The 13,921-nt window shown below is 36.1% G+C and carries 16 protein-coding genes and 1 pseudogene; 1 reads left to right on the top strand and 16 read right to left on the bottom strand.

Annotated elements, in window-relative coordinates; translation table 11 throughout:
* The 10 genes and pseudogenes from VIG73_RS01130 to metG form a co-directional block, all read right to left on the bottom strand.
* Nucleotides 1–220: pseudogene (locus tag VIG73_RS01130) on the bottom strand (pur operon repressor); the annotation flags it as partial.
* Nucleotides 221–398: 178 nt separating this feature from the next.
* The gene (ispE, locus tag VIG73_RS01125; protein ID WP_331638511.1) at nt 399–1,250 is read right to left on the bottom strand and encodes a 4-(cytidine 5'-diphospho)-2-C-methyl-D-erythritol kinase; all 852 of its coding nucleotides are present in this window, start codon (nt 1,248–1,250) and stop codon (nt 399–401) included.
* Between the two features lie 88 nt (nt 1,251–1,338).
* On the bottom strand, nt 1,339–1,515 hold the full coding sequence (locus VIG73_RS01120) for a small, acid-soluble spore protein, alpha/beta type (RefSeq protein ID WP_331638509.1): 177 nt from the start codon (nt 1,513–1,515) through the stop codon (nt 1,339–1,341).
* Between the two features lie 131 nt (nt 1,516–1,646).
* Nucleotides 1,647–1,898: a biofilm formation stimulator Veg gene (gene veg / locus VIG73_RS01115; RefSeq protein WP_331638507.1), complete on the bottom strand. Its 252-nt coding sequence runs from the start codon at nt 1,896–1,898 to the stop codon at nt 1,647–1,649.
* Between the two features lie 169 nt (nt 1,899–2,067).
* Nucleotides 2,068–2,943: a sporulation peptidase YabG gene (yabG, locus tag VIG73_RS01110; RefSeq protein ID WP_331638505.1), complete on the bottom strand. Its 876-nt coding sequence runs from the start codon at nt 2,941–2,943 to the stop codon at nt 2,068–2,070.
* A gap of 313 nt (nt 2,944–3,256) precedes the next feature.
* Entirely contained in the window at nt 3,257–4,135 is an 879-nt protein-coding gene (gene rsmA, locus VIG73_RS01105) for a 16S rRNA (adenine(1518)-N(6)/adenine(1519)-N(6))-dimethyltransferase RsmA (protein WP_331638503.1), read from the bottom strand.
* Nucleotides 4,125–4,697: a ribonuclease M5 gene (rnmV, locus tag VIG73_RS01100; RefSeq protein WP_331638500.1), complete on the bottom strand. Its 573-nt coding sequence runs from the start codon at nt 4,695–4,697 to the stop codon at nt 4,125–4,127. Before rnmV ends, rsmA begins: the two co-directional genes overlap by 11 nt.
* A gap of 74 nt (nt 4,698–4,771) precedes the next feature.
* On the bottom strand, nt 4,772–6,034 hold the full coding sequence (locus VIG73_RS01095; RefSeq protein WP_331638498.1) for a ubiquitin-like domain-containing protein: 1,263 nt from the start codon (nt 6,032–6,034) through the stop codon (nt 4,772–4,774).
* Nucleotides 6,035–6,277: 243 nt separating this feature from the next.
* Complete coding sequence (locus VIG73_RS01090) at nt 6,278–7,066, bottom strand: TatD family hydrolase (protein WP_331638496.1); 789 nt, start codon at nt 7,064–7,066, stop codon at nt 6,278–6,280.
* Nucleotides 7,067–7,131: 65 nt separating this feature from the next.
* A complete protein-coding gene (gene metG, locus VIG73_RS01085; protein ID WP_331638494.1) occupies nt 7,132–9,081 on the bottom strand; it encodes a methionine--tRNA ligase in 1,950 nt (649 codons plus the stop codon).
* 367 nt (nt 9,082–9,448) lie between these two features.
* Here metG and VIG73_RS01080 point away from each other — a divergent pair, with 367 nt between their 5' ends.
* A complete protein-coding gene (locus tag VIG73_RS01080) occupies nt 9,449–9,742 on the top strand; it encodes an AbrB/MazE/SpoVT family DNA-binding domain-containing protein (RefSeq protein WP_331638529.1) in 294 nt (97 codons plus the stop codon).
* 51 nt (nt 9,743–9,793) lie between these two features.
* Here VIG73_RS01080 and rsmI read toward each other — a convergent pair whose 3' ends face one another.
* The 6 genes from rsmI to holB all read right to left on the bottom strand — a co-directional run bounded on the left by rsmI (nt 9,794) and on the right by holB (nt 13,915).
* Complete coding sequence (gene rsmI / locus VIG73_RS01075) at nt 9,794–10,660, bottom strand: 16S rRNA (cytidine(1402)-2'-O)-methyltransferase (protein WP_331638491.1); 867 nt, start codon at nt 10,658–10,660, stop codon at nt 9,794–9,796.
* Nucleotides 10,661–10,662: 2 nt separating this feature from the next.
* Complete coding sequence (locus VIG73_RS01070) at nt 10,663–10,926, bottom strand: GIY-YIG nuclease family protein (protein ID WP_331638489.1); 264 nt, start codon at nt 10,924–10,926, stop codon at nt 10,663–10,665.
* The gene (locus VIG73_RS01065; protein ID WP_331638487.1) at nt 10,916–11,656 is read right to left on the bottom strand and encodes a tRNA1(Val) (adenine(37)-N6)-methyltransferase; all 741 of its coding nucleotides are present in this window, start codon (nt 11,654–11,656) and stop codon (nt 10,916–10,918) included. The genes VIG73_RS01070 and VIG73_RS01065 overlap by 11 nt, the downstream gene beginning before the upstream one ends.
* A gap of 79 nt (nt 11,657–11,735) precedes the next feature.
* The gene (gene yabA, locus VIG73_RS01060; RefSeq protein WP_331638485.1) at nt 11,736–12,080 is read right to left on the bottom strand and encodes a DNA replication initiation control protein YabA; all 345 of its coding nucleotides are present in this window, start codon (nt 12,078–12,080) and stop codon (nt 11,736–11,738) included.
* 14 nt (nt 12,081–12,094) lie between these two features.
* Entirely contained in the window at nt 12,095–12,922 is an 828-nt protein-coding gene (locus VIG73_RS01055; RefSeq protein WP_331638483.1) for a stage 0 sporulation family protein, read from the bottom strand.
* Between the two features lie 12 nt (nt 12,923–12,934).
* Complete coding sequence (gene holB / locus VIG73_RS01050; RefSeq protein WP_331638481.1) at nt 12,935–13,915, bottom strand: DNA polymerase III subunit delta'; 981 nt, start codon at nt 13,913–13,915, stop codon at nt 12,935–12,937.
* Between the last annotated feature and the right edge of the window lie 6 nt (nt 13,916–13,921).

Here is a 13,921-nt window from a genome sequence, read left to right as displayed (position 1 = left end):
AAACAACTGGAACAAACATAACCCCACCAGTTGGGCCAATGACACGTTTTATATAACCAATCCCCTGTTTCATAAATATGTCATCGATGATATTGATATCTTCACTAATTGTCGTTTTACCTGAATTAAATTGCTCAGCGAAAAAAGCTAATCGCTTGAGTTTACGAGGGTTCTCCAGGAAAAAATTAACCATACCTACAATTCGCTCTTCTCTTTTCATACACACACCTCATAATAAATCCGAATGATATCTTCAAATATATCATTATTGTACGTGTTTCAGCAAGATTAACAAATTGACTTATCCATCACTTGCAGCTTTAAGGTCAGTTTGAAGTGGAACTCTTCTCGCTTAAAAGCGATAAAAAGGTCGCCCCATTTAATGATTAGGACAGACCTTAACTAAAAATTCGCACGAGAAAAACATCCTTACAAAATCCCCGCATGCCATTATAGATACGTTTAGCCTTTCTTTCTTGTTCTACCAAGCCATAAATGGTTGGACCACTGCCACTCATTAATACACCTGTAGCACCTGCTTTTATCATTTTTTCTTTTAATCGTTTCACTTCTGGGTACATTCGCATCGTTATATCTTCTAGCGCATTACCTAAATGCTGACACATCTTTATAAAATCACCTGTATGTAAAGCATGAATAACATCTTCCGTATTCGGATGATGAAGCTTTTCTAATTCGATTTGTTGAAACACCGTTCGAGTCGATACACCAATATCAGGCTTTGCTAAAATGACCCAACACGGTGGAGGATCAGGTAGTGGCTCAATTTTTTCACCACGACCTCTTGCAACAGCCGTTTTGCCGTATACACAAAAAGATACATCAGAACTTATCGTCGCCCCTAGATGAGCTAATTCTGCCATCGACACATTAACATTCCATAAGCGATTCAAACCACGTAGAACAGCAGCTGCATCTGCACTTCCACCACCAAGTCCGGCACTAACTGGTATACATTTATCAATTTTAATATGAACACCTTTATTAATATTATATTTTTCCTTAAATACTTTGGCCGCTTGATAGGCTAAATTCCGCTCATCATTTGGTACAAACTGACTCCATAATGTAACCTCAATTTGATTGTTTCTTAATGGAGTTAACTCTATACGATCATATAAATCAATTGTGGTCATGACCATTTCCACATCATGATAACCGTCATCACGTTTTTTTATAATATCTAGTGAAAGATTAAGCTTTGCAGGTGCTTTTTCATAAATAGCCATTAAGTTAGGTCACCTTCTTTTATCGTATTAAAATTGTACCATAATGATTTATTACAAGCGACCATCTTTATGAAAAAAGGCAGACCACCTAGGGTCTGCCTTTTTTCATACTTTCCTCAGCTATTTGGATTGCTCGCTTTACCATGTTCCCTGCATCACGCGCCTTAATTCCGCCCCAGCCTTCCTTTTGAACCGTGTCGTAAAATCCTAACTCTTTCGCTATTTCCTCTTTCAACTCGTTCGACATGATTCCACGTCGTGCCATGTGAAAGACCCTCCCTTTTATAATAAAGAGTATGTTACGACATGTTTAGTTTGGCTAGTGAATGAAAGCATATTCATGTTAAACATAACCAATTGATTTTTAAACAAAAAAAAGAGTAGTAAGTCGATCCACTACTCTGCAACTGCTTTATCATCAAAAAACAACTCTACTGTTTCTGTTAACACATCGGCATAGCTATATGAAACACGCTCAAAAGCGTTCTCATCTTGATCTAGCTCTACAACGAAAACAGATGGATAAATTTCCGCTAAAACGCCGTTGCGTTCGATTGTTCTTCTTCTACCGCCATTTGCTTTTAAGCGTAACGGTTCTCCAATCTTATTTTCTAAACCACGCTTGATTTCGAGTAATGTTTTTGCCACTACACTCCACCTCACTATACATAATATAACACAGCTACACAAAAAAGTCAAATAAAATATTATATTATAACAAACAAATGCTTAGTGGTGCAATAGATAAATCTATTATTTTGTTATTAGTATGGCTAATTGTTAACATTCTATGTATGAAAAAATCATACATCATGGTTTAATCTTTCTCTGATTGGATATAGGGCATACCAGTTCTGAGAAGTCCCTTTGTTTCAATTCCACCTAATCCTTTTTCACCCGATAATGTATTGCGTAAGACATCCCACACATTAATCTTATCCATAAATGATGTATATGCCACTTTAGCAACAATATATACTGGATCTAAAGCATGTATATTAATTCTCGAAGGTGAACTAGCAAAATTTGCTCCTGCACGAATAAGCGATTCAAAATGAGATTGACAAGCACCTGCAAAGATAACAAGTTGATCTAAAGAAGGAATGACTTTACGTGCTTCTCGTACCGCTTCTACAAAGTATTTGGAATTTCGATAAGCACGCAAGTCATTTTTATCTCCCTTATGCCTTGAAAAAGAATCATGGCCAGTTATCGTCATAATATGAGGTTGAATTTTGTTTATAAGTTCAGGGATTTGAAATGGCATATCTTTTTCTAGTAGGTGGAGTCCATGTACTTGAAGACCAAGTCGTTCGTAGAGATTAATACACTTTTTTAAATATATGGGATCCCCATCGATATGGAGCACACGTGGTGGTATTTGAAAAAAATCTACTTGCTTGTAACTGTCACTTGCCATATAATCACGTTTTTCTTTCATTAACAAATAATCTTGCTTAAATAATCGATATGAGTTTTCTACTTTTTCTTTAGCCTTTTTTCGGTGTTTCTTTAGTTCGCGTTCTTCTGTATGAACTAAATCTGTTAAAGGAGCATCTGCAATTAACCGAATCTCTTCTCCGTGTAAGGAGCCCTCCTCATCTTTCAGTGAAGCTATTCGAAACAACACATCATTACCATACGATTTTCTCGTCACGAGATCTCCTATTGAGAACCTACTTTTTGCATTCATCCTTCCACCTCATCATTGACATATGATCTATATCATAGCCTATGCGAGATTGTTTTTTTATGTACTTAAAAAGATAGAGCATTTTAAACATCATGCCCTATCTATATCACTTACATGACTGTATCAACTTTTTTATTGTCAGGCTTTGTCGCATCGATCATAAGGAAAACAGCTGAAAGAATATGCATGACCATGCCAACAAAAGGAATCCAACCAATGCAGTCAATATATCATTACTTTCCGAGGAATTCGATTTATATAAAAATAAGGAAGCTATCCATGATATTTTAACAAATAGAATAGCTTCCTACACTTATATTTCTTTATAAAAAGCATTCGCCAATAAGGCAAATTCTTCAATTGATAAAGTTTCTCCACGTCTGGAACCATCAATCTCGATTGTTTCTAGTACATTTGTGATAGCCTCTTTTGTAAGCGTCCCTTTAAATTTTGTTGTCAAGTTATTACGCAATGTCTTCCGCCTTTGGGCAAAACTTGCTTGGACAATTTCAAAAAAGAAATCTTCATTAAGAACATCAACAGGTGGCTTTTCTCTCTTTGTTAATTGTAAAATACTTGATTCCACATTTGGTTGTGGCATAAATACCGTTTTTGGAACAGACATGACAATATCTGCTTCTGTGTAATATTGAACGGCAATCGTTAAGGAGCCATAACTTTTCGTCTGTGGTACAGCAGCCATTCGTTCAGCTACTTCTTTTTGAATCATGACGGTTATTTGTGAAATCGGTAAATCTTCTCTTAATAATTTCATTAGAATCGGTGTTGTAATATAATACGGCAAATTAGCAACAATTTGTATCGTTTGTTCTTCTTGAAAATACTGACTTATGATTGCCTTTAAATCCGCTTTTAGAACATCTTCATGCACTATATGAACATTATGATAGTTGGCTAATGTGTCATTTAAAATAGGAATAAGACGTTGATCAATTTCTAAAGCAACAACTTGACCTGCATGAATAGCCAACTGTTCCGTTAATGCACCAATACCTGGACCAATTTCAATTACCCCTGTCGTATCATCAATACCCGCATGATAAATAATTTGATCGAGTATATTGACATCAACTAAAAAGTTTTGTCCTAAACTTTTTTTAAAGGCGAAGGCGTATTTTTGTAAAATCTCATTTGTTTTTGTCGGTGTTGCGATATATTTTTTATTCGGCATCAGCTTTTTCTTCCCTTTCTATATCCCGTAAAGCTTGTTCGACTTCTGCTTTGGTGATTTGAAACATCGATAAGCGTTTTAGGAGCTGCTTCCCATTAACATGCCCAATTTTTAAAATTTCTCCAAGGCGTTTACGACGTTTGTTAGCTCCTTTACCACCGATTAGTCCATATTCTAGTAAATCTTGTTGATCAAAAATGGGTGTATTTGTTTCAGTTAATTCATAGACATGCCGTAAAGCCTCTTGAATATCTTCAATAGATGCATGTTCGATTCCAAGGCTTTTGTTCTTTGGATGTTTCGCTTGAGCTTGTTCTCTTGAAAGAAAGGCATGTTTACACCCTGGAACAGCTTGATCAATAATATGGCGAATCCGTTTTCCCGGATAATCCGGATCAGTAAATATGATTACACCACGCTTTTCTTGGGCATGGCGAATAGCTTCTAATATAGCATCATTAATCGCAGAACCATTTGTTTCGATCGTATCTGCTTGGACCGCTTGGTTGACTTTGACTGTATCGTCTTTTCCTTCAACGACAATAATTTCTTTAAGTTGCAAGTTTTTCACCTTCTATAAATAAAACAATGCTCTTACCATAATAGCATGGTAAGAGCATTGTTTTCACTTAATAATTAATCAAGAACAATTACTTTTACTTTTTTTCTGCCAAATGCATAGGCCGCCTTTTTATTAGGGAAATGTAAATCGATACGATGGCCTCTAATCGAACCACCTGTATCTCCTGCAATTGCTTTCCCGTAACCTTGGACCCATACAGTAGAACCTAATGGAATAATGCTCGGATCAACAGCGACCACTTTGATGTGCGGATTAGCCTTTAAATTAATTCCTGTTGCTGTGTAACCTGAGCAACCATTACATTGTGCTGTATAAGCACTCGCATCCATGTAATAAACTTTTCCAGACTTTTTATCACTTTGAGATGGTTTTGCCTGTGTCTTAGTGTTAGTCTTAGTTACTAAAGTCGCTTTCGGTTTTGAACCATTTGTTTTAACAATTTTTAAAGGTTCTTTTGTTCCAACCTTAACGACACGATCGACTGGTTCTTCTTTAACCTTTTCACTTATGATCTTTTTATCGACAGTTTTACCATTTTCTTTCGTAATTTTAATCTTCTTCTGAAGGATTCCCTTTTTCCCCTCTTCTGATACTTCTTCTTTTCCTTTTTCAAGAGTATCATCTTCTTTTCTAACAGTTTTAAAATCAATCACTTCTTCTTTTTCAACTGTTTGAATGTCAACACGTGTCACTTTAATCGTCATCTCTTCAGTAACCGTTTTATTTAGTTTGTGATTGATTTTATCATCACTTTTCGGGTCAAAGGAAATATTTGCTTGTGCTAGGACATCTTTGACTGTACCACCAGTTGTCATCACATGCTTTGATTTTTTCTTCCCATCTTTTACTTTGACTTGAAATGCTTTCTTTAGATTGATTGTCATATTCTCAACGATCTTATCATTTGCTTGATGGGATAAATCATCATGTTCTGAAACTTCAAGTCCTTCTGCTTCTAGAAAATCGCCCACTGTTTCATGTACCGTATAATATTGTTTCTCAACATCATCAACGGTCACTTTGACTACCTTTGCTCGTGTATAGGCAATTTCCATTCCATTTTCTACTGTTGCGTTTATATCATGTGATAGTTCATCATGTTCTCCAACTATAATTCCAATTTCTTCTAGTAAATCTTGTATTGTATTAGCATGTGTTTTGATTGTTTGATTTTTGCCATTATCGGCAAATACTACTTCCACTTTTGATGTTTCGTAAAGAACCACGACTGAAAACAACGTTAGTGCGATAACACCAATTGTTGAAACCAATGGCCTTAATTTTGCAGATGGAAATAGCTTTGAAAAGTTTCGCATGCATCTTGCCTCCTTGATTCGTGATTGATTATATAAAGGGGCAAATGCAAAGTCAAAGTTATTCCGATTACGAATAAGTTACATTTAGATTACAAACAGGAATGAACCTTTGATTTGATATTTGATCAGCCGTTCAAGTCAATGGTATCAATATCAAAACAAGTAGTCTGAAAATTATTGAGATTAAAATGTGTGGGCTATTTTCCAATTTTCCTTGGAATAACTGAAAAAATAAATTCCTTTTTATTCCATTTCAAGCTTACTTTTATTAATTTTAAACAGTGAAAAGGCATTTTTTGTTGTGATTTCAGCGACCTCTTTCACCGAAATCCCCCGCAACTGAGCAATTTTCTCAGCAACTAATGTGACATATGCCGGTTCATTACGTTTACCACGATTTGGGTGTGGTGCTAAATAAGGGGCATCTGTTTCAATTAGCAAGCGGTCTAATGGAACGATTTTAGCAACTTCTTTCGGATTAACTGCATTTTTAAATGTTACTGGACCACCTAAAGAGATATGAAAATTCATATCTAAGATTTTAGGGACATATTCAGTCGTATCACTATAACAGTGCATAATACCACCAATCTCTTTCGCGTTTTCCTCTGCCAAAATCTGAAGCACATCTTCAGTTGCCTCACGGTTATGAATAATGATTGGCATGTTGACATGCTTAGCAAGTTGGATTTGCTGGCGGAATACATCTTTTTGAACGTTCTTGGGAGATTTATCCCAATGATAATCAAGTCCCATTTCTCCTAAAGCAACTACTCTCGGGTGTGCACTTAATGTTTCAATCCACTTTAAATCTGCTTCCGTCATATCAATTGCATCAACAGGATGCCAGCCAACAGAGGCATACATGTTTTCATATTGATTAACGATTTCAAGTGCTAATTCGATTGTTTCACGATCAAATCCGACCACATTCATATACTTGACCCCTGCATCATGGGCCCGTGTAATCACTTCATGACGATCTTCCTTAAATTGATGTGCATTTAAATGAACATGTGTATCAAATAACATAAAAATACTCCTTTATTAAAGTTAAGGTCAATCTCCTTGAAAGAGATTGACCTTAACTTTTCTAATTATTTTACAACTGAGCCATTTGGTAGTGATGAAGCAACAGATACTAGTGAAAGTTTTCCAGTTGTTTCATCTTCTCCTGATAAAATCATTCCTTCTGACCATTCACCACGTAATTTAACAGGTTTTAAGTTTGTCACACAAACGACCTTTTCCCCAATTAATTGTTCTGGTTTATAATATTCAGCAATACCAGAAATAACTTGCCGTGTCTCTGTTCCAAGGTCGAGCTGGAACTTCAGTAATTTATCTGCTCCTTTTACTTTTTCACATTTAAGAACTTCGGCAACACGTAAGTCCAATTTTACAAATTCGTCAAACGTTATTTCAGGCTTTTCTTCTTTTTCTTCTTGTGGTTCTGCTTTGGAACCGCCCATCATAGCAACAATCTGCTCCACTTCCTCTTCCATATCTAGGCGTGGGAAGAGTTGCTCACCTTTCTTAACCCTTGTTCCTTCTGGAATAATACCTTGTTCATAGATTGTATCCCATGCTTTATAACGATCATCTGTTAAGCCGAGTTGAGTGAAAATACCAGCCGTCGAATTAATTAAAAATGGTTGTAACATAACTGCAACAATTCTTAAAGAATCAGCTAGATGAGCCATCACATTACCTAGGCGATCCTTTTTCGCTTCATCTTTAGCTAAGACCCAAGGCTCGTTTTCATCAATATACTTATTTGTACGGCTAATTAACTGCCATATTTCAGAAAGGGCGACATGAAATTGCATTTTATCCATCGCTTGCTCTACTTTTTCCACCGTGTCATTAACAACAGATTCAAGGTCTTGATCAACTGCTGTTTCGCCTTTTTGATAAGGTGGGATAATTCCTGAGAAGTATTTATCAATCATCGCAACTGTTCGATTTAGTAAGTTTCCAAAATCATTGGCTAAATCATAGTTTACACGTTCAACAAAGTTTTCTGGCGTAAATACACCGTCATGACCAAATGGAATCTCTCGGAGTAAATAGTAACGTAAAGCATCGAGACCATAACGATCAATCAGTTTAACAGGATCAATCACATTCCCTTTAGATTTAGACATTTTACCGTCTTTCATTAATATCCAACCGTGGGCATACACTTTCTTAGGTAATGGTAAGTCAAGTGCCATTAAAATAATTGGCCAATAGATTGTATGGAAACGAACAATTTCTTTACCGATAAGATGAACATCAGCCGGCCAATACTTTTGATACTTTTCATCGTTATCAGTTGTATAGCCTAATGCTGTAATATAGTTCGTTAAAGCATCGATCCATACGTAAACAACATGTTTCGGATCATTTGGTACTTTAATGCCCCAATCAAATGTTGTCCGTGATACGGCTAAATCTTCTAAGCCAGGTTTTAAGAAGTTGTTTAACATTTCGTTTTTACGACTTTCGGGCTGAATAAACTCTGGATGATCTTCATAATATTGAATTAAACGATCGGCATATTTACTCATTTTAAAGAAATAAGATTTTTCTTTTACCTTTTCAACGCCACGGTGGCAGTCCGGACATTTACCTTCTTCTAATTGTCTTTCTGTAAAAAACGATTCACAAGGTGTACAATACCATCCTTCATATTCATCTAAGTAAATATCCCCTTGTTTAACAAGATGGTCGAAGATTTTCTGAACGGCTACTTTATGATGTTCATCAGTCGTACGAATAAAGTCATCATGTGTGATCTCAAGTTTTTTCCATAGCTCTTTAATAGACTTTACAATACCATCAACATATTCTTTTGGTTTCATACCTTTTTCTTCGGCTGTACGTTGAATTTTCTGACCATGTTCATCCGTGCCTGTTAAATACATGACGTCAAATCCACGCATTCGTTTATAACGTGCCATCGCATCACCAGCCGTGGTTGTATAGGCATGTCCTATATGTAATTTATCACTTGGATAATAAATCGGTGTCGTAATGTAAAATGTTTGTTTGTTTTCCGACATTTTCTTTCCTCCTCGGTTTATTTACATAAATCCGTATTAATCCTATTGTAGCGATTTTATTTCAAGATTTCCATTAACAGTCCATAATGTCAAATTATTTTTTGCCCTTATAACAAATGATATACTTGCTTCCTTGTTTTTATTAGCTGTATAATATAGTTAATGCTTCCTATAATTTTCCAAACAAAATGAGCAGAAATCCATTTAAAGGCAGAAAGTGAAAGGAAATGGATACCCTTCGTCATCGTGTTAATTTTTTAAATATTTGCATTTATCATTCGTGAATATTGATTAACGATGGATGACATGAGGCTAGTTCAAACAGTACGAATTTATTTCTGATTACCTATGGAGGGGAAGATTGAAAATGAAATCAATTGGTGTCGTACGAAAAGTAGATGAACTTGGCAGAATTGTTATTCCAATTGACATTCGCCGATCTCTTGGAATTAATGTGAAGGATCAAGTTGAAATTTATTTAGATGGTGATCATATTGTACTCAAAAAGTATCAACCAGAGATGGCTTGTCATGTTACTGGAAAAGTATCCGACCGAAATATTTCTATTGCGGGAGGGAATCTCGTTCTCAGCCCAGAAGGTGCAGAACTGTTAATCAAAGAAATACAAACCAGTTTCGCCAAAAAAGACGCTCAAAAATAACATAAAATAAAAACGCTTGTTTCTTCGTTAGATACAAGCGTTTTATTATCTTCAATTATGATACGCTTGATAAATCGTCCGTTTCGGTAATTGCCTATCAGAAGCAGCATGTTTAATGGCTTCTTTTGTCGAAAATCCCTCTCTAACATAGTGATCGACATGTTGTTGAATCGTTAAATTACTCCACCATAAAGACAACTGTTCATCTTTCGCCTGACCTTTTTCTACAATAATGCAATACTCACCTTTTAATTCTTGCGTTTCAATCCATTCCAGGACCTCACGAACGGTCCCACGTGTATATTCTTCAAATCGTTTCGTTAATTCACGCGCTAAAACAATGTGATGTGATTCGTCGAATACATCTTGGATTACTTTCACCGTCTGTTTGACACGAAAAGGCGATTCATAGAAAATCAAAGTCGTTGCATAATCGCGAAGACGTTCAAGCTCAGCCTGTTTCTCTTTTTTCTTTCTTGGGAGAAATCCATAAAATGTAAATTGATTTGTTGAAAGTCCTGAGCCAACCAGAGCACAGAGCGCTGCGTTTGCTCCAGGGAGAACGACGACAGATATATGTTCTTTTATTGCAGCTTGAACAATGTCATGCCCCGGGTCAGATATAGCCGGCATCCCAGCATCACTGACGATGGCGATGTCTTCCTTATCTTTAAGATGTTGAAGCAACATTTGTTCACGTGCGTTTTTATTATGCTCATGATAACTAATAAGAGGTGTATTGATATTAAAATGACGTAGTAGATTTTTTGTATGTCGGGTATCTTCAGCTGCAATTAATGAAACATTTTTTAACGTATTTATTGCACGAAAAGTCATATCCTCTAAATTTCCAATTGGTGTCGGGACAACATATAACGTACCGGTTTCTCTTTGCTCGAAACTCTTTTGGATATCCATGTTTACACACCTTCCTCTCGTTCATTAATGAGTTTGAATTTCTCCATTCGGGAAAGTTGCTTGATGGCATATTCACGACTCATCGCTTCCTCTTTTGTTGCAAATGTTTCTACATGCATCAATTGAAATGGTCCACGACCCCGTGTATATTTAGCACCTTTTCCAGCCTCATGAAGATGAATACGCCGCTTCAGATTATTCGTATAACCTGTGTATAATGTATCATCGTTACATTTTAAAATATAGACAGTATGCTCATGTACCATAAATAATATCCTCAGCTTCTTCCGTATAACTTCCATCCGCTTCATAAATATAAAGCGGTGGTAATAGTTTTAGATCCGCCTTTCCATCTCGGACACCTTCAATTAATAAAATGTTTGCTTCACGATCTTTTCTAGGATAAACAAGACGCACTCGCTTCGGTTCCAAACGGTATTTACGAAATAATGTGATGATATCAACAAGACGTCCTGGTCGATGGACCATAGCTACTTTACCACCTGGCCGGACATGTAATTTGCACGCTTTAACAACATCTTCTAATGTACAATACACTTCATGACGTGCAATCGTTAAGTATTTATTTTCATTATGTTCAGTTGAGGCTGGGGTAGGAAAATAAGGCGGATTACATGTCACCACATCAAACGTACTATGTCCTAAGATGGGTAACATTTCTTTTAAGTCACCATGAATCATCCCTATTTGTTCTGACAGACCGTTCAATTCGATACTACGCTTTCCCATTTCATAAATACGTTCTTGGATCTCGACTCCTGTTATCTTTGCTGCCGTTCTTTTTGATAATAACAACGGGATAACAGCATTTCCAGTACATAAATCGAGAATCTTGCCACGTTTAATCGGAATTCTTGCAAAATGTGCTAGTAACACAGCATCTAAAGAAAAAGAAAAAGCGGTGGGACTTTGAATAATCTGCATACTCTCATCAGCTAATAAATAATCAAGGCGTTCATCACCATATAAATCCATCAGCCTAAACCCTCTCTATCTCTATTTATTTTGTCATATAAAAACTGTCTCCTACCAAACCATGGGGAGACAGCTTTGTTCATTCATTTTTCTTACTTAATAAATCCAAACAGAAGATGCAATCCTCATCTCTCGGAGAACCAAATTCATAATTGCATATATGAAATCCTTCTTCATATATTCTCGCTAAATTATCGTATCCTTCTCCAGGTGCAAGATCTGTATCATCGTTGTCAGATTCATTTTCTATATCTTCTGTTTGCTTCTCAAGCCGTTGACGCAAGTGATGGTTTTCCATTTCCAAACGATGGTTTTCTTCTAATAGGGTACTTAAATTATTCTTTAGTTCGCCTAATTGTTCATAAAACTCACCGATTTGCTTCTTCATATCCATCACTTGATCAAATATTTGTCGTTTTTTCACGCTTTATCACCCTACTATTCTGTAGATTGCGTTATGATGATTCCTTGTTCCATCATTTCGTCTATCGTATATTCAACGACACGTTCTAATTCAAGGATTTCAATTTGTACTAATTTCTCTAATATATTTAAACCAACAACTTTACCTTTTCCGTATGGTGTTTCGATATATTCACCGATATCTGGTAAGTCACGTTTTGCCTCTTCATATTGATCATTTTCATATTTTAAACAACACATGAGGCGACCACATAATCCGGAAATTTTTGACGGATTTAATGACAGATTCTGATCTTTGGCCATTTTGATTGAAACAGGTTCGAAATCTCCTAGAAAGGTTGAACAACAAAGCATGCGGCCACATGGTCCAATTCCACCGAGCATTTTAGCTTCATCACGAACCCCTATTTGCCGAAGCTCAATTCTTGTTTTAAATTGAGCAGCTAAATCCTTAACTAAATTCCGAAAGTCAATACGTCCATCCGCTGTAAAATAAAAGATAATTTTATTCCGATCAAATGTATAATCAACTTCGATTAATTTCATTTCCAACTCATGCTTATCAATCTTATCAGCGCAAATTTCCAAAGCATCTTGGGCATATTTTTCATTACGATGGACGACTAGTTGGTCCTGTTCATCAGCAATCCGAATGACTTTTTTTAGTGGTAAAACAACATCTTCCTCATCCACTTTTTTATCAATCAACACGACCTGACCATATTCAATACCACGAACGGTTTCTACAATAACATAATCATGAAGCTCCATAGCAAATCCGTTCGGGTCAAAATAGTATATTTTTCCCGCCTTTTTAAAGCGGACACCTATCACTTCTAACAAACTTGATCACCTCTATATTTGCAATGTGAGCTGTTCCATCACGAAAGTGGGTTGCACATACTGCTTTAACTTTCGCTTCGCTTCCAGTATATTTTCTAGCATGACAATCACTTGTTCTTCAGTAAAATGTAGCATGTATTCCTCTAAACGTTGATCACCCTGCTCAAAAAAGACGATGTTATTTATTCCGATATGAACATAGAGTATATCTCGAAAAGCAAGCAACAATAAATCTAACGCTTGTTCTTGCTGTTGTCTTTCTTTAAAAAAGGGAATCCAATGTTGATGAATAAATAAATATGCATCATCAGAATCCCGACTAAACACTTCTATTAATTGTATCACTAATTTTCTCGCTTGTACAAAGGACTCGTCTTTATATAAGTCGATAGCTTCTTGTACATTATTGGTTAAGGAACCCATTAATACAGCCCCTGCTTTAGACAAGCCTTCTTTCATTAAATGCTCTTGGAACTGTTTAGTATCTAATGGTTTTAGATCCAATACCTGACATCGGGAACGGATTGTCGGAATAATCATCTGGCTATTTCCTGTTAACATAATCGCTGTTGTTTCTAGACTTGGTTCTTCTAAAAACTTTAAAATTCGATTGGCTGCATTAACCGTTAATGTATCAGCATCTTTAATAATATATATTTTCCGATTAGACTCTAATCCTGTGTAAGCAAATTCCTTTTGTAAATGTTCAATTTGGGCCATCTTAATTGATTGCCCATCTGGTTCAACCCAATGAACATCAGGGTGATTTCGGGATTCAATTCGTTTACACATAACACATTGATGACATGGTTCAACATTGGTCTTCTCCTTGCAGAACAACGTCTTTGCTAACAAAATCGCTAAGCTCTCTTTACCCGTTCCACGGCTCCCCTGAAATAAATAAGCATGTGAGAGTCTTCCTCTTTTAATACTGTTCATTAATATTTTACTAACAAGTGGTTGTTTTTCCAGAGCTCTAGACCATGTTTCCATTCATAT

Origin of the sequence: Cerasibacillus sp. (genome assembly GCF_036516575.1) — a bacterium.
Classification (GTDB): domain Bacteria; phylum Bacillota; class Bacilli; order Bacillales; family Amphibacillaceae; genus Cerasibacillus.
This window is presented reverse-complemented; position numbering and strand designations above follow the sequence as displayed.

What these genes read in the sequence shown, in the direction of transcription:
- ispE (WP_331638511.1), bottom strand. Translation starts at nt 1,250, where the DNA reads ATGGCTATTTATGAAAAAGCACCTGCAAAGCTTAATCTTTCACTAGAT.
- VIG73_RS01120 (WP_331638509.1), bottom strand. Translation starts at nt 1,515, where the DNA reads ATGGCACGACGTGGAATCATGTCGAACGAGTTGAAAGAGGAAATAGCG.
- yabG (WP_331638505.1), bottom strand. Translation starts at nt 2,943, where the DNA reads ATGAATGCAAAAAGTAGGTTCTCAATAGGAGATCTCGTGACGAGAAAA.
- rsmA (WP_331638503.1), bottom strand. Translation starts at nt 4,135, where the DNA reads ATGCCGAATAAAAAATATATCGCAACACCGACAAAAACAAATGAGATT.
- VIG73_RS01095 (WP_331638498.1), bottom strand. Translation starts at nt 6,034, where the DNA reads ATGCGAAACTTTTCAAAGCTATTTCCATCTGCAAAATTAAGGCCATTG.
- VIG73_RS01090 (WP_331638496.1), bottom strand. Translation starts at nt 7,066, where the DNA reads ATGTTATTTGATACACATGTTCATTTAAATGCACATCAATTTAAGGAA.
- metG (WP_331638494.1), bottom strand. Translation starts at nt 9,081, where the DNA reads ATGTCGGAAAACAAACAAACATTTTACATTACGACACCGATTTATTAT.
- VIG73_RS01080 (WP_331638529.1), top strand. Translation starts at nt 9,449, where the DNA reads ATGAAATCAATTGGTGTCGTACGAAAAGTAGATGAACTTGGCAGAATT.
- rsmI (WP_331638491.1), bottom strand. Translation starts at nt 10,660, where the DNA reads ATGGATATCCAAAAGAGTTTCGAGCAAAGAGAAACCGGTACGTTATAT.
- VIG73_RS01070 (WP_331638489.1), bottom strand. Translation starts at nt 10,926, where the DNA reads ATGGTACATGAGCATACTGTCTATATTTTAAAATGTAACGATGATACA.
- VIG73_RS01065 (WP_331638487.1), bottom strand. Translation starts at nt 11,656, where the DNA reads ATGGATTTATATGGTGATGAACGCCTTGATTATTTATTAGCTGATGAG.
- holB (WP_331638481.1), bottom strand. Translation starts at nt 13,915, where the DNA reads ATGGAAACATGGTCTAGAGCTCTGGAAAAACAACCACTTGTTAGTAAA.